Source organism: Spirulina sp. CS-785/01 (assembly GCF_028330525.1).
Classification (GTDB): Bacteria; Cyanobacteriota; Cyanobacteriia; order Cyanobacteriales; family Spirulinaceae; genus JAQMSD01.
On the sequence record NZ_JAQMSD010000242.1, the window covers coordinates 1 to 19,228 of the forward strand.

Consider the following 19,228-nt stretch of genomic DNA (forward strand, 5'->3'; position numbering starts at 1 on the left):
CCCCATCTCCCATTGACGAAGACCCCTTCGCCAACTTTCCCCGTTATGAACAAGCATTAACAACCCCCCCATCCGGGTTTCTCCCCTCAGACTTAGAAAATAATGAAAATGTCCAAGCGACTCAAGACGCACTCGGCCAAGTCACCAACTTTTACAAAACCCAACTCCCCGAACGAGGGTTTCAAGACCCTCAATTAACCAAAGGGGACGACAAATTTAGTATTTTTGAAATAGCAAAACCGGGGAGTAAAAGTCGCTATCTGCATTTATTCGCCGTCGAAGGCAAAACGGTTTTAATGTTGCTCTCTAAACCCATCTCTGAAACCCAACTTGCTCGCCTCCAAGATATACAAGAATTATCCCCAGAAGAAAGACTCTTTGAAAGCGTATTAGTGTCCATTTATAACGACTTCAATTTACAAGAATTAAACGCTGAAGATGTCACCGAAGATGCAAGAAATCTCTTGACTGAGCTGACGAATGATCAAGAGAGTTTTCAATGGCGAGGCACAATTTCTGCGACCAACGCAGAATCCACGCAAGCCATTAAATCCCAAATCGTGGAAAAACTCGAACAGGAATTACTCACCAGTGAAATTTTTGCTGATGTCCGTCCTATTCCTTTTTCTACTGATATTCAACAATATACATTTTATACTCAAAATGAAGAAAAACCCTTCAAAGTGATTTTTGTCCCCGTTGAATCTGGAGGAATTGGAATTATTACAGACCGAGTAATCAACCGTTCATAAAAAAAACAGTTCGTAGTAAGCTCTTTAGAGCTTACAATCCCCCTATAAAATATCAACCCAGCCAATCTCTTATAAAAAATTATACCCCATAGATCAAACCAACAAATTCAAAATCATCCATTTTCAATTATCCATTGTCTATTGCCAATTCTCCATTCTCCGCTCAAAAGCCCTTAAAATTAATTAAAATTCTTTACTCACAAAAAAAAGGATACTCCCGGCAAACGGTATAAAAGATAACAACAGCAAGGTGTTCTAGACGACACAATGGAGGGAAAAGTGCTTCAATAGATAACAGTCTAGTTTTTAAATTTTACCGTGGATATTTTGTGGCTTCTCGTTTGCTCTGGCTTAGTTTTTTTGATGCAACCCGGTTTTATGTGCCTAGAGTCAGGGCTAACACGGTCAAAGAATAGCATCAATGTCGCCGTTAAAAACTTAGCAGATTTTGGTGTTTCTGTGGCCTTATTCTGGGCATTTGGCTATGCCCTGATGTTTGGGGCTTCACAACTAGGGATATGGGGGCAAACGGGATTTTTCCTCAACTTTGACTCAACTCCGAAACTGGCCGCCTTTTTTATCTTTCAGGTGATGTTCTGTTCCACGGCCACCACCATCGTTTCCGGTGCAGTGGCCGAACGACTCAAGTTTCAAGCCTATCTGATCATCACTGCCATTGCGTCGGGGTTGATCTATCCCCTCTACGGCCATTGGGCTTGGAATGGCGTAAACTTAGACAATATGACCGGGTGGCTTGCCCAATTGGGGTTTGTGGACTTTGCGGGTTCTACTGTGGTTCATAGTATCGGCGGTTGGATTGCTCTGGCCACCTTAACCCTCGTTGGGGCCCGACTGGGCCGTTACCCTAAAGGAGAACCTAGCCAAGAAATCCACGGGGCAAACCTGCCTTTCTCCGTCCTCGGTACAATGTTACTCTGGTTTGGCTGGTTAGGCTTCAATGGGGGCAGTACCTTCGCCATCAATGAGCAAGTCCCCCAAATTATCGCTAACACTATCTTAGCGGGAGTCGCCGGAATGCTCACCGCCGGAGTTATCGGTTGGCAACGTCGCCGTCTCCCGAAAGTCGAATTATTAATTAATGGGTCCCTGGCGGGGTTAGTGGGCATTACGGCCTCTTGTAACCTTGTTGAGACTCCCATTGCCGTCATTATTGGGAGCATTGGGGCTGCTATCATGATCCTCTGTGTTGATCTTTTAGAATACTGGCGTGTGGATGATGCGGTGGATGCGGTGGCGGTTCATGGGGGGGCCGGGGCCTGGGGAACATTGGCCGTAGGACTCTTTGCCAACCCTGACACCTTGGGGACGGGGTTAAGTAAAGGCCAACAAATTCTCGTCCAAGGGTTAGGAGTTGGGGTCGGTTTTCTCTGGGCCTTTGGTGCTACTTGGCTCATTCTGGGGTTACTGAACCGTTTTGTCACCCTGCGGGTTTCTCCCCAGGAAGAAGAACAAGGGTTAAATGTCTCGGAACACGGGGCAAAAACGGAAATCTATGACCTTGTACAGGTCATGGAATATCAGTCCATCAGCCAAGATTTGAGTGCGCGAGTCCCCGTCCATCCTTTCACCGAGGTGGGACAAATTGCGGCACGCTATAACCAAGTGATGGAAACCATGGAAGAAGCGGTGAGTCATAATAATGCTATTGTCCGCACTGCCAGTGATGCCATTATTACCTTTTCCACCTCCACCTTAAAGATTTTAACCGCCAATCCCAGTGCCGAGGCGATTTTTGGCTATACGCCCAACACCTTGAAACAAATGCCTATCACCAAGTTAATTGGTTGGTCTCCGACCAATACTATAGACCGAGTAAGTTTATTTAGCGAACTCCTCGATTCAGGGGCAACGGAGGTTACAGGGTATCGGGCAGACGGGTCAACGTTTCCGGTGGAAATGTGCATCACAAAAGCAGATTTGGGGTCTCGTTCGTTTTATACGGGGACTTTTCGGGACATTACGGAACGAAAACAGGCCGAAGAATCCCTCCGTCACAAAGCCCAAAATGAGAAACTGCAACGCACCCTAGAGGAGTTACGACGCACCCAAACCCAACTGATCCAAAGTGAAAAAATGTCTAGTTTGGGGCAAATGGTGGCCGGGGTTGCCCATGAAATTAATAATCCGGTGAATTTTATCTACGGGAATTTAATCTATGCGAAAAATTACACTAACGATTTACTGGATTTAATTGCCTTATATCAGGAGAAATTACCGAAAGCGGATGAGGTTATACAGGAGAAAATCGAGGAAATTGAGTTAGAGTTTCTCAAGGATGATTTACCTAAGTTACAGGATTCTCTCTTGGCGGGGTCAGAGCGTATTTTAGAGATTGTCCGGTCTTTACGCACTTTTTCCCGCTTAGATGAGGCAGAAGTGAAAAGTGTAGATATCCATGATGGGTTAGAGAGTACCTTACGGATTTTACATAATCGCTTAAAAGAGTCGATTCGGGGGAGAAAGAAAGCTAGTTATGCCATTGAAGTGATTCGTCATTATGGGGATGTGCCTCCCATTGAATGTTATGCTGGACAATTGAATCAGGTGTTTATGAATTTGTTGGGGAATGCGGTGGATGCGTTAGAGGAATCTTACGATCGCGGCCATTTTGAACCCCCAGAAAACCCCACGATTCGCATTCAGACCAAAGTGAGAGATAAGAATTGGCTTGCCATTCACATTGCCGATAATGGTATGGGAATTAAACCGGAAGCGAAGCAAAAGTTATTTGATCCCTTTTTTACGACAAAAGAAGTGGGGAAAGGCACAGGACTGGGATTATCTATTAGTTATCAAGTGGTGGTTGAACGACATAAAGGACGGATGATCTGTGATTCTGAACCGGGGAAAGGGGCTGAGTTTATTGTGGAAATTCCCATCCATCAACGGCACATTGAATCCAATGGATATCATAAAGAAATTCAGCCACAAATGGAGAATATGAAACCCTGATAAGCATTCAGCGATCAACCGAGACTCTTCTAGACTCTGCTCAAATTATCTATTCATAAATCCTTTGTGTTCTTACGCTTTGTGTTCTTTGTGTCTTTGTGGTTCATTGCATCACAGGGGCGCATTGTTGAATATAATTGAGCGTTTCTTGCGCTTCTTCTTCATCTAACACAGTAAGGGCAAAACCCGCATGAACAATAACATATTGGTCAATTTGGACATCAGGAACATAAGCAAGACTCACTTCTTTTAAAACACCGCCAAAACTGACTTTTCCAGTGCGATAGAGGGGGTCTTCACCTTGAATTTTAACGATTTTTCCGGGGACTGCTAGACACATTTTAGGTAATGGGTAATTGGTTTTTAAGACTTTAATTGAGCATAGATGGCTTGGCCTAGGGCGATGCTACCATCATTAGGGGGAGTTTGAGTATTCCAATAGGGGGTTATTCCTTGTTGTTTTAAGGTTTGAATGGTGGTTTCGGTGAGGTATTGATTTTGAAAACAACCTCCGGTTAAAATTAGCGTGTCTATCTCTATTTTTTGCGCGATCGCGGCAATACTGTCAATTAAACTATTATGAAATTTTGCCGCAATAACTCCAGAGGGTATCCCTTGGGCAATATCCCCTAAAATGCCCGCTAACCAAGGATTCCAGTCAATTTCTAACGGCGTAGTTTCCGTAATTTCCACGGGATAGCGATCGACTACTCCTCCCTCTATCACAAATTCTAACGCCATCGCAGCCTGTCCCTCAAAACTGCTACGCTGACAGAGATTGAGGAGAGAGGCTATGCCATCAAAAGCACGTCCGACGCTCGATGTCAAGACCGTGTTAATATTTCTTTGCAAAGATTGACGTAATAAGGATAATTCTTGGGGAGTAAAAGGATTTAAAAAAGGTTGTAACGCTGCCTTCTCCCAGAGTTCCTCCCCAAACCTAGCATACAACAAGCCGAGCGCACTGCGTCGGGGTTCTTTACTGGCGCGATCGCCCCCCACCAGAGGAAACCGTCGTAAATGGGCCACACGCTCCCAACTTGCCCCAGAAACGCGCAAAAACTCCCCTCCCCAAACCGTACCATCTAACCCGTATCCCGTGCCATCCCACGCAACCCCTAACACAGTCTTGTCTAACAAATGATGCTCCCCCAAACTCCCATACACATGGGCCAAATGATGCTGCACCGGAATTATTTTCCCCCCTAACTGTTTCGCGTATTGAGTGGAAAGATAGTCAGGATGTGCATCACAAGCAATAACTTCCGGGTGTAACTCATACAGTTGGCCAAAACTCTCTATCGTCTCCTCAAAGGCCGCAAACGCTTGGGGGGTTTCCAAGTCTCCAATATGTTGACTGAGAAAAATGCGGGAGTCAGGAGAAGCAGGAGTCGCAAACGCCACCGTATTTTTCAGATGGGCCCCCACTGCTAAAATAGCCTCAGATTGCCCATTATTTGCCCCAGAAAGCGGTAATGGAGCATATCCCCTAGCACGACGCATCAGCGCAGGTTTCCCCCCCATAACGCGCACAATGGAGTCATCCACAGGCCGCACAATAGGCCGATTATGCACCAAAAACCCATCCGCGATACCCTGTAAACGGGTTAATGCCTCTTGCTCCTCAATACAAATTGGCTCATTTGTAAAATTACCACTGGTGGCGACAACCGGAACAGCTAATTCGGCCATTAACAGATGGTGCAACGGGGTATAGGGTAACATTACCCCCAAATTAGGATTTTGTGGTGCAACTCCGGGGATATCTCGTTGTTTGCGTAATAAAACAATCGGTGCTTCCGCAGACTCCAGTAATGCTGCTTCTCCCTCCGACACCAGACAGTCTGCTTTTACTGCCTCTAAACTAGGATACATCACCGCAAACGGTTTATCGGGGCGTTGTTTACGCTGACGTAACTGTTTGACTGCTTCCTCATTTTCTGCCATAACCATCAGGTGAAACCCTCCTAACCCTTTCACGGCCAGAATTTTCCCCTCTCGTAACTCCGCGACGGTTTTTAATAGGGCCCCATATTGGGTTTCTGTCACCTCTCCGGTGGTTTCCCAAAACTGCAACTGGGGGCCACATTGTTTGCACGCATTGGGTTGAGCATGAAAACGACGGTTGCGGGGGTTTTCGTACTCCTGTTGACATTGCTCACAAAGGGTAAAATGCGCCATAGTAGTTTGGGGGCGATCGTAGGGCAATGCTTTAATAATGGAGTAGCGGGGGCCACAGTGGGTACAGTTAATGAAGGGATAGTGATATCTACGGTTATTGGGAGCAAATAATTCTGCTAAACAATCCGAACAAGTGGCAAGATCAGGTAAAACGAGGGTAGTTTTTTCTCCGGTGGTACTTTCCCGAATGTTAAACGTTTCATAACCTACGGGAGATAACCAGTGAGTTTCGAGGGTTTGAATGCGGGAATGGGGAGGGTTTTCCTGTTGAATGCGGGTGATAAAGGTGTCGAGGGTGGTTTGCTCTCCTTCTGCTTCAATGAATACCCCTTGAGAGGAGTTATTCACCCACCCGGTTAAGTTTAATTCGGTGGCGAGGTTATAAATAAAAGGGCGAAACCCTACTCCTTGTACAATTCCGCGAATTTTAATGCTAAGACGAGGCATTTTTTTGGGTAATTGGTGATGGGTAATAGGTAATTGGTAATGGTAGCAAGAAACCGGGTTTCTGTGGTGATTTTGAGGTGAATTTTACTAATTTAGATAGAAACCTAGTTTCTCCCTCAACCCCCTCTCCCACCTTTGGCGAGGGGGAGCAAGTGTTTTTCACTGATTTGCACATCGCTATAATTATTAATTATTAATTGCTAATTGTTATCCCCGTTTTCCAGTGACAATATAAGCGACACGCTGCCCAATATTTGTGGCATGATCAGCCATGCGCTCTAAATGACGAATCGTTAAAACTAAGAGTAAAATGGGTTCAATTCCCCCTTGAATATCTCTCGCTTCGGCAAATATTTGGTATAAATAATCATAGGCATCATCTACCGCATCATCCATTTTTTTCACTTCTCGGCCTGCCTCTGCGTCTAACTCTGCTAAAGCAACTAAACTGGTGGCTAACATTCCTTGGGCATTATGCGACATTTCTTCCACCGCAGGTAATGAAGAATGGGGAGGATAGGGCAGTAATTTTAGGGATAATTCGGCTAAATCTTGGGCATAATCCCCAATTCTTTCTAAATCTCGAACTAGGTGCATAAATGCACTTAATAAGCGTAAATCTTGAGCAACAGGCCGTTGTAATGTTATAATTTTAGCGCAGTCTAACTCAATTTGTTTATAATAGCGATCAATCTGCTTTTCTAAGAGATTAATTTTTTCAATCGCGCTAACATCTTGAGCAAATAAGGCTTGATGGGATAACCGAAAAGATTGTTCAACCAGTGTTCCCATACGCAATACTTCCTGCGCAATTCGCTGGAGTGACCGTTCTAATTGTGTTGTACTATGGGCATAGAGCTTTTGAGTTGAGATAGTCATTGTTACAGATGGGGTTTAGTAAAAAGCAGAATGACGGGTTTGGGGAAAGATCAAGTTTGCGGTAATTAAAATCACTTGTGAATAAATTACGATCCAGTGATATATTGACCAGTGATATATTGACCAGTGATATATTGAGTTTGGGTTTTATGAAGCAACCTATAAATATTAGTAGCAACTGAATGTTAAGATTTAGTGAAAAACGGGTAATTTTATTTGTATCCATGCTCCTCCCGTTTGCGGTGAATTCTGAGCCTGAATTGTGCCATGATGGGCTTGGATGATTTGTTGTGCGATCGCTAAACCCAATCCACTGCCACTCTGCACACTGCCACTCTGCACACTGCCACTCTGCACACTGCCACTTTGCAAATTTGGAGTCGTCGGTTTAGCCGTTAAAGGGGTTTGAGTCGGCTGTTGTCGAGACGGATCACCCCGATAAAGCCGATCAAAGACATAATCTAAATCTTGGTCTTGGAAACCTTTTCCTGAGTCCACTATATCAATTGTAATCCAAGAGTCAGATTCATCAGTATGATTCTCTGGAATTGAGTCCACTGTAACTTGGACTACAATGACCCCTTGAGGGGGACTATATTTAATACTATTATCCAAAATATTGAGAAAGACGCGCACCAGACGTTCCGCATCCCCTCGCACCTCCAGCGACTCCCTGCCGTGATAACTCAGGGAGATTTGTTTTTGTTCCGCGATCGGTTGTAGGGTTTCCCAGGCAGAAAACAGGAGAGACGGGAGATCAAGGAGTTGAGTTTGGAGAGTGGGGGTTGCATTGTGTTGTAGGTGACTGAGTTCGAGACAATCTTGAATTAAATTAATTAAACGTTGGGTATTGTGCAGCATTTGCTCAACCCAGCCTTTTTCCGGTGGTTCAAGACGACTCGACAATGCCTCAGCCACCAAATTAATCGACGTGAGGGGGGTTCGCAACTCGTGGGCCAGATCAGAAAAAGTGCGATCGCGCTCTTGTTGCGCCTTCACCAACGGCTGTAAATTCTCCAGAAAAATCCCCACCGCCCCCTCCTCCAGAGGCACAGACGAAGCCCGTAAATGCACCTGATAAGGTTTAGGCGGTTGTGGACTATCCCCTTCCCCCGCCTCCGTCGCCGAATAAGTCGCCTGATATACCCACTCCTCCACCTGCGACTGCTGACAATGGCGCGTCTGTTGAATCAAACAATCCAACTCATAAGAGCGCACCAACTCCAACAACAACCGCACCCGCTCCGGTTGCCAGCGATGAATTTTCAACAACTGCCGAGCATAAGCATTACACTGGAGCAATTGATTCAACCCATTCACCTGCAAATAGCCAACCGGAGCAGCCTCCATCAACTGGTGACATTCTTCTAGTTGAGCCGCGATCGCCGCTTGATCTTGACTAAACAAAGAAATCGCCCGACGTAACCGGGAAAGCACAGGAAGCGAGGAAGACTCATTCAACGTAACAGGCAACAACTCCAGAATCTTCTCAATCCGGCGTTGTAACCGATAATGCTGTATAAGGGCATACCCCAAACCAGCCAACAGTCCCACAATAAATGCCAAAATGGTCATTTTCCCATATTCCTTGCGCCCCTCTCTTACTATTATCGTAAGAGAGTTGAGAGTTGAGAGTTGAACCACTTCCCTGTTTCCTCCCCCCCATCTCCCCCATCTCCCCAAAGACAGGTTATCTTAACTTGTCACCATTCCCCATTCCCCATTCCCCATTCTCTAGACCAAAGTCTAATAACCCAAAATCCCCTTGATGATTAAGCTAGAACACAATAGCTAGACCGAAAAAACAAAATTACTCACAAAAAAATCAAAATCACAAACACATCACTGACCCCCCTTCCGGGGGCCCGAAGATCGGACAGTCTCGTGTTTGCCCAAATAGAAGGCAAAACCCACCCTTGCCTTCTTCACCCTTGCCCATTTTATACATAATGGAGGACAGCCACTCATGGCATTGGATTATTTTGCTCCTGGGGTCTATGTCGAAGAAGTTGACCGAGGGAGTCGCCCCATAGAAGGGGTAAGTCTTAGCGTTGCGGGCTTTATCGGCTTCACCGAAGACGTAAGAGGGGATGCCGAACTGTTCAAACCCATCATGATCACCAACTTTGAACAGTACCTCGAATACTTCGGCAGACCCGGTTCAGACGGGTTCACCGAATATAAAAAAGTCGAAGACGACGGCACAGAAACCACCTACTACCCCTACCTCCCCTTCGCCGTCCAAGGATGGTTTATTAACGGAGGAGGACGGTGCTGGGTGACAAGTATCGGCACCAAACTCCCTGGGTCTCCCGCCCCTCCGGAAGAAGAAGTAGCAACAAAATTCCTCACCCCCGGAGGCAAACCCGCCTTAGCCTTTAACCTGAAACTCCCTGAAGCCGCAGACGATGGCGTTCCCGCCCTCCCTGCCGGGTTAAACGATAACCGCCTCACCGTGGTTATTGCCGAAAGTACCCCCAAACCCCCCGAAAGTGAAGATGAAGACCCCCCCATCGACGATGGACAGTTCTTCAAACTCTCTGTCGTCTTAGGGGAAAGCGTCCTCGAAGAATACGACCATCTCACCATGAAGTCCGACGTAGAAACCGCCGTCGCAGACTACGTGGTGACGGCCCTAGAGGACTCGGAATATGTCACCCTCAACGACATTTCCATCACCGGCCAGTCTCCCCTCTCCCGTCGTCCCGCCAACGGGGTTTATGAAATTGCCCCACCTCCCTACATTTCCCCCGTCAGCAACGCCACACGGGACATCGCTGGGAGTCGCAACGACAAGAAAGGGATGCAAGGGTTATTTGAGGTAGATGAAGTGGCCATGGTGGCTTTCCCTGACCTCATGTTGCTCTATCAAACGGGTATTCTCGACCTCGACCAAGTTCACGGGGTTGTAGAAATGATGATCAGTATGTGCGAAAACTCCTTCCCCGGGCCGCCTTACCGCATGGCCGTCATCGACCCACCCCCCGTTAAACCCGGTAAGAGTAATGACCCGGTTTCCCCAGAACAGCAAAAACCCCAAGACGTGGATGCTTGGTTAACGGCCTTTAACCGTCGCTCTATGTTCGGTGCGCTGTACTATCCTTGGATTAAAGTGGCAAACCCTGCTAATGCAGGCCGCCCCATTTTTGTTCCCCCTTGTGGTCACATGATGGGAGTATGGTGTCGCGTGGATGAGTCTCGCGGTATCTTCAAGGCCCCTGCTAACGAAACCCCTCGCGGTGTGTTAGGACTGGCCTATGAAACCAATATGCGGGAACAAGAACTCCTTAACCCCAAAGGCATTAACTGTGTCCGCAACTTTGCCAACTATAACCGAGGCTACCTCATTTGGGGCGCACGGACGCTGGTTGACCCCACCAATATTCAATGGCGGTATATCAGTGTACGTCGTTTAATGAGCTACGTGGAAAAATCCATTGAAATTGGCACACAATGGGTGGTCTTTGAACCCAATGACCAAGACTTATGGGCCCGAGTCACTCGGACGGTCACTAACTTCTTAGAAGGTCTCTGGCGTGCAGGTGCGCTGCAAGGCGGGTCTCCGGCTGAGTCTTTCTATGTCAAATGTGACGGAGAGTTAAATACCAACGAAACCATGATGATGGGTCGCCTTTACATTGATGTGGGAGTCTGTCCGGTACGTCCGGCTGAGTTTGTGATCTTCCGCATTAGCCAATGGGCCCCCGGTAGCTAAGGTCAGCTAAAATAAATGGTTATTCCTCCTGAAATAAGATGAGTTTTCAGGGGGAGACCTCTATCCCCTTCGCATTTTTTCTCAATCTACGCAGAATCGAACTATGGCAGAACTTAATCCTATCCCAACTAATCGGTTTTACATCGAATTCGATGGCCTGACGGAAAAAATGGTGGCCAGTGTCGGTGAAATGTCCTTTGAAGGGAAAACCGGCGGCCACGAAAAACCCATTGCCACTACCAAAGATGGGAAAACTCTCTGGCAAAGTACCTCGACGGGGTTTGCTGATAACCCGGACTTTTCCCTAGAAGTCTATCTCGTTGAAGGTGATATGGACTGGTACAACTGGTTTAAAGCCTGTACCCCGAAAAGTGAGGGAGGCGATGGAAAATGGAGCGAAAATCGGAAAAGCGGTAAATTAACGGCTTATAACAGTGGGGATGAAGTGGTTCTTGAATGGACAATTACCAATGCTTGGCCAAAAAGTTATTCTCTCTCTGATTTAGCTTCAGATGGGAGTGAGTTGGCGAAAGAAACCTATGAATTGGTTTGTGAAGATATTAAACGGACGCAGTAATTTTAATCCCACTAATTCTGCTAATTTAAGCATCACAAAAGGAGATGAACTATGGCAGCCGGAGAAATTTTAGCAACTTCTAAGTTTTATGTAGAAATTGATGGTTATCCCGATTTAATTATTAAGAGTGTCAGTGGGGTTAGTGCTACCCTAGAGGTTGCGGGGGCTGATATGTCTTATGGGGTAACAAAAGGCGGTAAAAGTACGGTACAAGCGACTGTAACTGGGGTGAGTAATGCCAATATTACGATTACCTTTGTGGGAACTTCCGATGATAAATCTATGTATGATTGGTATTATGCGTCTCACTCGACGGAGTATGTTGGGGGAGGTAGTGAAAGCGGTGGTGAACGCAAGTCTGCTAGTATTGTTCTCTACAACCAAGCGGGAGAAGAAGCCGCACGCTGGAATTTAACGGGAGTCTTTCCGGTGAGTTATAAAGGCTCTCAGTTATCGGCGGAAGATGCAGCTTTGTATGAAGAAACTTTAGATTTTGCTTACGAAAACTTAGCCCGTGTAAGCTAAGATTTAAAGCTACATAATGCGGTAGGAATGTTTAATATAATGTTCCTACCTGTTAATTTTTATTCAATATTAATGATGTAATTTGAGAGCCTTTTAAGGGGAGTTATTATGGCGAAATTACCCGAAGTTCTAATTAATAGTAAGTTTTATTTAGAGTTATCGTTAGATGGTTCTCAAGAAATTGATGCGTTTTTCATGGAATGTCAAGGGTTTAAACGCAGTCATGAGTTAATTGAAATTGCGGAAGTTACTTCCCAGAAGTGGGGAAAAAAGGGGAATAGTCGGGGACGAGTGGTGCGGACGAAGATGCCAGGAAATACGAAAAGTGAGAATATTACGTTAAAACGGGGGTTAACTAATTCTATGTCTTTATGGACATGGTTTAAGATGGTGGAGGATGGAAAGTGGGGTGAAAAGTTCCGGGATGGTGATATTACGATTTATGATCAAGCGTCTAGAGAACAAGCGAGGTTTCGCTTTAAAGGGGCTTGGCCGATTAGTTATACAATTAGTGATTTAAGTGCTAATAATGCCGATTTTGAGCTTGAGGAGTTAGAGTTGGCGGTTGATGAGTTTAACCGAGTGAAGAAACAGACATAGTTGATAGTTGAAGCTAAGAAACCGGGTTTCTGTGTAAAATTTAGGCTAAACACGATAACTTTAGATAGAAAACCGGTTTCTCCAATAAACAACCAAGAACAAATAACAAACAACAAAAAATGATTCAAACCGAGTTTGAATTTACGTTACCAAAAGGATATTTAGATGCAGAGGGGAATGTGCATCGGACGGGGATGATGCGCTTGGCGAGGGCGATGGATGAAATTGTGCCGATGCGGGACCCTAGAGTGAAGGCGAATCCGGCTTATGCGACGGTGATTATTTTGTCACGGGTGATTGTTCGCTTGGGGGCGGTTGAGGATGTTTCGCCTTCGGTGATTGAGGAATTATTTGCGTCGGATTTGAATTATTTACAAAATTTTTATCGTAAGATTAATGATTTGGAGGAGGAGGAAACGGAAAGTCCGAGTCAGTCTGCGGGGGGTGAGGAGTCGTGAGTGATCAGCAGTTTGCGTTTACGTTACCCAAGGGGTTAGTGATGGAGACGGGGGAGGTGGTCCGAGAGGGGGTGATGCGGTTGGCTACGGGGGAGGATGAGTTGTTTGTCCAGAGACATCCTCGTGTGTTGTCGAATCCGTCTTATGGGGTGTTGGTGATGTTGTCGCGGACGATTGTTCGCTTTGGAGAGGGGCCGGGAGTGTCTGCGGAGATGTTGGAGGGGTTGTTTGTGGTGGACTCGGCCTATTTGCAGGATTTTTTTAATGAAATTAATCGCATGGGGGGAGAGTTGTCTATATCGGGGGAATGACGGGCTACCCCTTGGAGGAGTTATACCAAGAGGTAGCCTATATTGCGTTCTATTTTCACTGGGCCCGGTCGGATATTTTGTCTCTTGACCATGAGGAACGGTTACGCTGGGTGGAGGAGATTAATCAGTTGGTGGATTGAGGGGAGGGACTTGAGAAACTGGGTTGCTGTTTGGAAAAATCTGGTTTCTCAAAATTTTTGTAACAAAATTGTTGAACTCTTTCCGGATGATTCGGGGTTGGGTTTTAAATAGGGAATAAGTGTTTTAATTTTGCTGGTTCTGTGGGCAAATTGCATTTATGTTCCCGTTATCGTTAGCCTATCCTGGGTCTGTGTCTGCTGCGTCTATGTTTGCCCCTGTTCCCGATTTAACGCAGATTTGCCGTCGTCAAGTTGAACAAGTGGGGAAACAATACACCCCTTTGGCCACTTGGATTGTGTATCGTAATGGGTTAGGAGAGGAACGGCATTTATCTCGCTATTCTACTCAGGGAGAGTTAAATGCTGAGATTCTTAGTTATTTGGAGTCGGAGGAGTGGTTAACGGAGACGTTACGGCCTAGTTTACAGTTGATTCCCATTCCCTTTGCGGATTGTTCGACTTTTGTCTATGTGTATGGGTTAACGGCCCAGTCGGAAGGGAATGAGTATTGGTTACTCTGGACTTCTCGGTGTCTTTCGGAAGGGGAACAAGCGGCATTTAGCCAGCAAGGGGCCTTGTTACAGGATTATATGGTGGCAGTGAGCGCGATCGCGCGTCAACAGCAAGAAATCCAACACCTCGAACAACTGGTACAACGAGGAAAACACCAACTCCGTGATCCCTTAGCCCTAATTGGATTATATGCCGAAAACCTGTCATTAGGACTCCCAGAAGGGTCATTCCGAGAACAAGCGTTAACCATCCGAGAAACGGTGAATGATTTAACCCTCAGTTTGCGCAAACTCCTCGATTGTACCCCAGAACGTCGCCTCCATCTGGCCCCCTACGACTTACGGAAAATGTTTCAAGAGTTAATCCGGGTGTTTCAACCTTGGTTAAGGGAGAAAAATATAACTTTAGTTTATCCCCAAAAAAGTTTAATTGTTGCGGTCGATCGCTGGCAAATCAAACAAGTGTTAGAAAATCTATTAAGTAACGCTATTGATTTTAGTCCCAAGGACAGTGTAATTGAGGTACAGTGGCAAGGAAACGGTCAAGAAGCCTCCATGACCATCCGAGATCAAGGGCAAGGACTCTCCAGCGAAGACCTAGAAAAGGTTTTCACCCCCTTTTATTCTCGCCGATCGGGGGGAACTGGTCTAGGACTTGCGATCGCAAAAGATATTCTAGACCAACATCAAGGCAATATTATCGCCAAAAACCACCCCAACGGCGGCGCAATTTTTGAAATCACCCTCCCCCGTCAAGGAACAGAAGAAATTATCGGTATTGTCGGGGAATTTTATTTATAAGTTTGTTGTTTGTTCTGGGTTGTTTGTTGGAGAAACCGGGTTTCTATCTAAAGTTATCGTGTTTCGCCTAAATTTCACACAGAAACCCGGTTTCTTAGCTTCAATGACCAATTATCAACTATCCATTATCAACTATCAACTATAAAAAAATGCCCATCTCCACCCTATTAGTCGATGATGAACAAAAATTTCGGCAAGGACTACGCACCCTCTTAGAATTTTATAATCAAAACGGGTCACTAGAATTTGACATCGTAGGGGAAGCGGCCTCCGTTGATCAAGCCGTAACCTTAGCGCGACAACAGCATCCTAGACTCATCTTACTCGACCTCGAACTCCCCCCCGATAACGGCATTAATGCCCTCTTACGCTTGCGAGAATTGCCCAACTTAGGGAAAGTCTTAGTCTTATCGGCCCATCATGATGATGACTGGATATTTCGCGCCATGCAAGCCGGGGCTGTCGGCTATGTCTTTAAAGATAGTTTAGCCAATCAACTCCATGAAGCCATTGCCACCGTCCTCAATAATCAAATTTATCTGGCCGCCGAAGTGGCCACCCATTTTTTCCGACATTTTCAATTTTTAGCGGGTCGATCCCTCCCCATTGCCCAATCTCTCAATTTAACCGAACGGGAACAAGAGGTTTTACACTGGTTGGTGCAAGGAGACTCCAACGAAGCGATCGCAGAACATCTTTATATTACCGTCGCCACCGTCAAAGCCCATTTAACCTCCATCTTTGAAAAACTCGGAGTCAATAGTCGCACCCAAGCGATCGTCAAAGCCTTAAAGTTAGGATTAGTCCGGGCCTAACCCCTCCCTCAACCCCCAAAAGACAAAAATGCGACTAAAGCCCAATGGGCAACCGTCCCCCGTCCTAGCTAGGGTAAAATGGCGACTTAATCCCGAAACAGGTCTATTCCCCCCGACAATTCCTCGTGATCCGAAATTAATCAATGAGTAATCACCTTGCTATTGCCACTGTAACCGCCACCTTACAACGATTGTTACAGGTGGCGATCCAACGAGATGTTGAAGGGGCCCGAGTTACCACCTTACGGCCCGATGCGATCGGAACAGCCACCCCCCAAACCGGAGTCAATCTTTACCTCTACCAAGTCCCCTTTAACCATATTTGGGGCAATAGTGCAGAAATTCAACGACGTAACCGGAAAGGAGAAGCGGCAACAAAATCGCGGACTGCCCTCGATATGCACTACATGATCACCTGTTATGGCAACGACGCAGAACTCGAACCCCAACGACTTCTCGGTAGTGTCATTCGCACCCTCTCCGATCACAGTACCCTCACCCATGCCATGATCGAGACTACCCTCGTCGATGCCAACCTCGATTATCTCGCCGACTCCACCCTCCGCGATCAATTTGAACAAATCAGTTTTTCCCCCCTCAACCTCTCCCTCGAAGACCTCTCCAAAGTCTGGTCCGTCTTCTTTCAAACCCCCTACAACCTCTCCACCGCCTATAAAGCAACCGTGGCCATGATCGAAGGAGAAGAAGCCGGGGAAAAATCCTTACCCCTCAGAGATCGTCCGTCCGGCCCAGTTGGCCCCTACTTCTCCCAACCCAATATCACCGAAGTCATCAACCAAAACGGTCGCCTTCAACCCATTGAAAGCGAGAGTACCATCCTCATTCGCGGCAACAACCTAGCCGGATTTGAAGAAACCTTGATCCGAATTGGAGATTTAGAAATCAGTCCAGACCAAGTAACCCCCACCGAAATCACCCTCTCCCTCGCTGCGATTCCCCCCCAAAACCTTTATGCCGGAGTCCAAACCCTACAAGTTATTCATCCCCAAGGCACAACCAACAACAACGGCAATAGTCAACCCCTCCAACAAGTCGTAGAATCCAACATCGTCCCCTTTGTCCTGCGTCCCTCCATCGTCAACTGTGACCTGTTATCCATCACCGGCCATCCCGAAGAAACCCGTCAGGGAGAAATCCAAATCAACAGCAACTTAACCATTCGTCCCAAACAGCGTGTCATCATCTCCCTCAATGAATGGTCCACCCAAAACCCCCAAAACTACCTCTTTGAAGCCACACGACACCGACGAAACACCAAAACCCTTAGCTTTCCTTTTCAAGGTGTAAAAGCTGGAGATTATTTAATTCGGTTGCACGTTGATGGGGCTGAGAGTAAATTAGAAGTCGATACCAATCCAGAGAGTGACACCTTTAATTGGTATATTAGCCCTAAACTCTTAATCGTTTAAAAATGCAATGTTTTGTATTAAAGTTCCCACTCATCCTCTAGTTAACCTGAATCGTTATCTAAGCGTTATCTAAATGTTAATCCATTCACTCTGAATTAAATCCCTCAATATACCAGCAAAATTAATCATGGATGAAGAACAAGTGAGAGATCAAATGGATGCAGAAATGCTGCAAATTAGCTTTAACCGCCTCTATGAACTAGGCAACCAAGCCATTCAGTTAGGACTCATTGCCGGCCATGGGTTTCAAGGAGGAATGTACGAAATTCTCAAAGATGGCGAAGCCTTAACCATGAGTCCCGAAACCGCACAAACCTATTTAGAGGAATTAATTCAGAATAAAACCTAGTTCTCTGTGTCTCTGGGGTTCAAAAATCATCCCATCAAAAATCAAAATAAATATAACGTAACCCCTCCTCTGGAGCTAAAATCCAAACCGCAAAAAGGCATAATGGCACAAGCACTAACTTGAGATGCCAATGGAGTTGTAACTTTAACCCCCGTTGGCCAAAATAAGTAATCCCCATCCCTGCCAATAATAGCCCAATTGCTGCTAATAAATCCGTTCGCCCAATCCCCAACGCCTCTACATATACCTTTTGAGTAAACTGCGCATCCCCTATTTTATTAAAATAATGGAACAACACATAAAGAGCTTGACGCACATCTGGGAGTCGGAAAAATATCCACGCCAAAAAAACCATTCCCTGCGTCAATACCCATGCTGTAATAGTCCCTGGAATGGTTTGCCACCATTGCCCGAACTGGGGATGATGTTTGCTGTAAATATCCGTCAAACGATGGGCCACCAACGCTAGGCCATGTAATCCACCCCAGATAATAAACCCCCAAGCGGCCCCATGCCAAATCCCCGCAATGAGCATCACCACCAGTAAATTTAAACAAGTGCGGGTGACACCTTGACGGGACCCCCCCAAGGGAAAATACAGATAGTTGCGTAACCAATTTCCTAACGTCATGTGCCATCTACGCCAAAAGGAAGCAATACTGGTAGTGAAATAGGGAGCATTGAAATTTTCCGGGAGGGTAAACCCAAGAAACATGGCACTTCCGCGAGCAATGTCCACATAACCACTAAAATCAAAAAAGAGTTGTAACCCATAGGCCAGTGTCGCTAACCAAAGATCACCACTTCCGGCCCTTTCTAAATTCCCAAAACAGAGATCAACAAAAATCCCTAAATTATCAGCAATGAGAGCTTTTTTCACTGCACCACAAGCAATCAACCATAACCCTTGAATAAAGTATTCTGGATAAGGCCGGGAATGATCCCGAAATTGCGCGTCGAAGGTATGAAAGCGGGTAATTGGCCCGGAAATGAGCTTGGGAAAAAAGAGCTTATAACCTGCAAATTTCAGTAAATTAAAGGTCGCTGGTGCGCCCCGGTAAACGTCGATTAAATAGGCAATACATTCAAAGGTAAAGAAAGAGATTCCTAGAGGTGCAATCAAGTTTTCTTGAAACCATCCTGCACTCTCAATGGCTACTGGAAAATCTAGAATTGCGCCAATGGTTGTTAATAAAAAGGGGATATATTTAAAGCTCAATAAGAGGATAACATTTACCCCTATTCCGAAGGTTAAAATATGTCCATTGCGGTTACTCCAAACTTGATGGGCTGTGAACCATTCTTGCTCAGATAAATGAGACGCTGAGGTTGTATTTTGCCCATTCTCATTAGTCTGAGGAGAACTTTCTTTAGAAATCTTCCGCCATTGCCACCGCACGGCCATAGCTTTCCCTAAATAGAAGTTTAAGAGCGTAATAATAATGAGAAGTGGGATATAATAAAGTTGTAGAAATGAGTAAAAGATTAAACTCGCAATGATAATGAGCCAAAGTTGGAGAGAGCGATTATTTTGCTGTGTTTTATATTGCGGTTTTTGCTCTAAATCTTCACTGGGTTTGGAGGAATTATTTAAGATTTTATTAAAGAGATTAATTAAGCTAGAATGCTGCCAATAAAGCCAAGTTAAAATAATTAAAAATAACGCATAAAAACTATCTAAAAAGGTCATTTTTTTATTTGTTGTTGGTTATTTGTTGTTTTTTGTTTGTTCTTTGTGACATAGGGAATAGGGAATAGTAAAC

Annotated in this window: 18 protein-coding genes; 13 read left to right on the top strand and 5 right to left on the bottom strand. The window is 45.6% G+C overall.

All coding sequences use genetic code 11. The features are described from left to right. The coding region (locus tag PN462_RS15755) for a hypothetical protein (protein WP_272129701.1) at positions 1–752 on the top strand (752 nt) is incomplete at its 5' end. A gap of 318 nt (positions 753–1,070) precedes the next feature. After that, the gene (gene amt, locus PN462_RS15760; RefSeq protein ID WP_272129703.1) at positions 1,071–3,725 is read left to right on the top strand and encodes an ammonium transporter; all 2,655 of its coding nucleotides are present in this window, start codon (positions 1,071–1,073) and stop codon (positions 3,723–3,725) included. Positions 3,726–3,828: 103 nt separating this feature from the next. Here amt and PN462_RS15765 read toward each other — a convergent pair whose 3' ends face one another. From PN462_RS15765 to PN462_RS15780, 4 genes are all read right to left on the bottom strand, one after another. Beyond that, the gene (locus PN462_RS15765; RefSeq protein ID WP_272129705.1) at positions 3,829–4,065 is read right to left on the bottom strand and encodes a HypC/HybG/HupF family hydrogenase formation chaperone; all 237 of its coding nucleotides are present in this window, start codon (positions 4,063–4,065) and stop codon (positions 3,829–3,831) included. A 23-nt stretch (positions 4,066–4,088) separates the two neighbouring features. After that, a complete protein-coding gene (hypF, locus tag PN462_RS15770; RefSeq protein WP_272129707.1) occupies positions 4,089–6,353 on the bottom strand; it encodes a carbamoyltransferase HypF in 2,265 nt (754 codons plus the stop codon). A 207-nt stretch (positions 6,354–6,560) separates the two neighbouring features. Then, positions 6,561–7,232 carry a phosphate signaling complex protein PhoU gene (gene phoU / locus PN462_RS15775; RefSeq protein WP_272129708.1) on the bottom strand — a complete coding sequence of 224 codons (672 nt, stop codon included), beginning with the start codon at positions 7,230–7,232 and terminating at the stop codon, positions 6,561–6,563. Between the two features lie 192 nt (positions 7,233–7,424). Further along, a complete protein-coding gene (locus tag PN462_RS15780; RefSeq protein WP_272129709.1) occupies positions 7,425–8,807 on the bottom strand; it encodes a sensor histidine kinase in 1,383 nt (460 codons plus the stop codon). Between the two features lie 391 nt (positions 8,808–9,198). Between PN462_RS15780 and PN462_RS15785 the strand changes: the two genes are divergently transcribed. The 11 genes from PN462_RS15785 to PN462_RS15835 all read left to right on the top strand — a co-directional run bounded on the left by PN462_RS15785 (position 9,199) and on the right by PN462_RS15835 (position 17,465). Next, a complete protein-coding gene (locus PN462_RS15785) occupies positions 9,199–10,947 on the top strand; it encodes a phage tail sheath family protein (RefSeq protein ID WP_272129710.1) in 1,749 nt (582 codons plus the stop codon). Between the two features lie 103 nt (positions 10,948–11,050). Then, a complete protein-coding gene (locus tag PN462_RS15790; RefSeq protein ID WP_272129712.1) occupies positions 11,051–11,524 on the top strand; it encodes a phage tail protein in 474 nt (157 codons plus the stop codon). 51 nt (positions 11,525–11,575) lie between these two features. Then, entirely contained in the window at positions 11,576–12,049 is a 474-nt protein-coding gene (locus PN462_RS15795; RefSeq protein WP_272129714.1) for a phage tail protein, read from the top strand. Between the two features lie 108 nt (positions 12,050–12,157). After that, a complete protein-coding gene (locus PN462_RS15800; RefSeq protein ID WP_272129715.1) occupies positions 12,158–12,649 on the top strand; it encodes a phage tail protein in 492 nt (163 codons plus the stop codon). A 119-nt stretch (positions 12,650–12,768) separates the two neighbouring features. Further along, on the top strand, positions 12,769–13,107 hold the full coding sequence (locus PN462_RS15805; RefSeq protein ID WP_272129717.1) for a phage tail assembly protein: 339 nt from the start codon (positions 12,769–12,771) through the stop codon (positions 13,105–13,107). Further along, complete coding sequence (locus PN462_RS15810) at positions 13,104–13,418, top strand: phage tail assembly protein (protein ID WP_272129719.1); 315 nt, start codon at positions 13,104–13,106, stop codon at positions 13,416–13,418. Before PN462_RS15805 ends, PN462_RS15810 begins: the two co-directional genes overlap by 4 nt. Further along, on the top strand, positions 13,415–13,558 hold the full coding sequence (locus tag PN462_RS15815) for a DUF6760 family protein (RefSeq protein WP_272129721.1): 144 nt from the start codon (positions 13,415–13,417) through the stop codon (positions 13,556–13,558). Before PN462_RS15810 ends, PN462_RS15815 begins: the two co-directional genes overlap by 4 nt. A gap of 158 nt (positions 13,559–13,716) precedes the next feature. After that, complete coding sequence (locus PN462_RS15820; protein ID WP_272129723.1) at positions 13,717–14,871, top strand: sensor histidine kinase; 1,155 nt, start codon at positions 13,717–13,719, stop codon at positions 14,869–14,871. A gap of 149 nt (positions 14,872–15,020) precedes the next feature. Next, positions 15,021–15,686: a response regulator gene (locus tag PN462_RS15825; protein ID WP_272129725.1), complete on the top strand. Its 666-nt coding sequence runs from the start codon at positions 15,021–15,023 to the stop codon at positions 15,684–15,686. Between the two features lie 143 nt (positions 15,687–15,829). Then, on the top strand, positions 15,830–17,116 hold the full coding sequence (locus PN462_RS15830; protein ID WP_272129727.1) for a DUF4255 domain-containing protein: 1,287 nt from the start codon (positions 15,830–15,832) through the stop codon (positions 17,114–17,116). 127 nt (positions 17,117–17,243) lie between these two features. After that, on the top strand, positions 17,244–17,465 hold the full coding sequence (locus tag PN462_RS15835; RefSeq protein WP_272129729.1) for a hypothetical protein: 222 nt from the start codon (positions 17,244–17,246) through the stop codon (positions 17,463–17,465). Positions 17,466–17,499: 34 nt separating this feature from the next. Here PN462_RS15835 and PN462_RS15840 read toward each other — a convergent pair whose 3' ends face one another. After that, positions 17,500–19,155 (bottom strand): MBOAT family O-acyltransferase, encoded by a 1,656-nt coding sequence (locus PN462_RS15840; RefSeq protein ID WP_272129731.1) that lies wholly within the window; start codon positions 19,153–19,155, stop codon positions 17,500–17,502. Between the last annotated feature and the right edge of the window lie 73 nt (positions 19,156–19,228).

Coding starts and splice junctions, on each gene's coding strand:
- PN462_RS15840 (WP_272129731.1), bottom strand. CDS start 19,155: ATGACCTTTTTAGATAGTTTTTATGCGTTATTTTTAATTATTTTAACT.
- PN462_RS15780 (WP_272129709.1), bottom strand. CDS start 8,807: ATGACCATTTTGGCATTTATTGTGGGACTGTTGGCTGGTTTGGGGTAT.
- hypF (WP_272129707.1), bottom strand. CDS start 6,353: ATGCCTCGTCTTAGCATTAAAATTCGCGGAATTGTACAAGGAGTAGGG.
- PN462_RS15790 (WP_272129712.1), top strand. CDS start 11,051: ATGGCAGAACTTAATCCTATCCCAACTAATCGGTTTTACATCGAATTC.
- phoU (WP_272129708.1), bottom strand. CDS start 7,232: ATGACTATCTCAACTCAAAAGCTCTATGCCCATAGTACAACACAATTA.
- PN462_RS15785 (WP_272129710.1), top strand. CDS start 9,199: ATGGCATTGGATTATTTTGCTCCTGGGGTCTATGTCGAAGAAGTTGAC.
- PN462_RS15765 (WP_272129705.1), bottom strand. CDS start 4,065: ATGTGTCTAGCAGTCCCCGGAAAAATCGTTAAAATTCAAGGTGAAGAC.
- PN462_RS15830 (WP_272129727.1), top strand. CDS start 15,830: ATGAGTAATCACCTTGCTATTGCCACTGTAACCGCCACCTTACAACGA.
- PN462_RS15820 (WP_272129723.1), top strand. CDS start 13,717: ATGTTCCCGTTATCGTTAGCCTATCCTGGGTCTGTGTCTGCTGCGTCT.
- PN462_RS15805 (WP_272129717.1), top strand. CDS start 12,769: ATGATTCAAACCGAGTTTGAATTTACGTTACCAAAAGGATATTTAGAT.
- PN462_RS15835 (WP_272129729.1), top strand. CDS start 17,244: ATGGATGAAGAACAAGTGAGAGATCAAATGGATGCAGAAATGCTGCAA.
- PN462_RS15800 (WP_272129715.1), top strand. CDS start 12,158: ATGGCGAAATTACCCGAAGTTCTAATTAATAGTAAGTTTTATTTAGAG.
- PN462_RS15795 (WP_272129714.1), top strand. CDS start 11,576: ATGGCAGCCGGAGAAATTTTAGCAACTTCTAAGTTTTATGTAGAAATT.
- PN462_RS15825 (WP_272129725.1), top strand. CDS start 15,021: ATGCCCATCTCCACCCTATTAGTCGATGATGAACAAAAATTTCGGCAA.
- PN462_RS15815 (WP_272129721.1), top strand. CDS start 13,415: ATGACGGGCTACCCCTTGGAGGAGTTATACCAAGAGGTAGCCTATATT.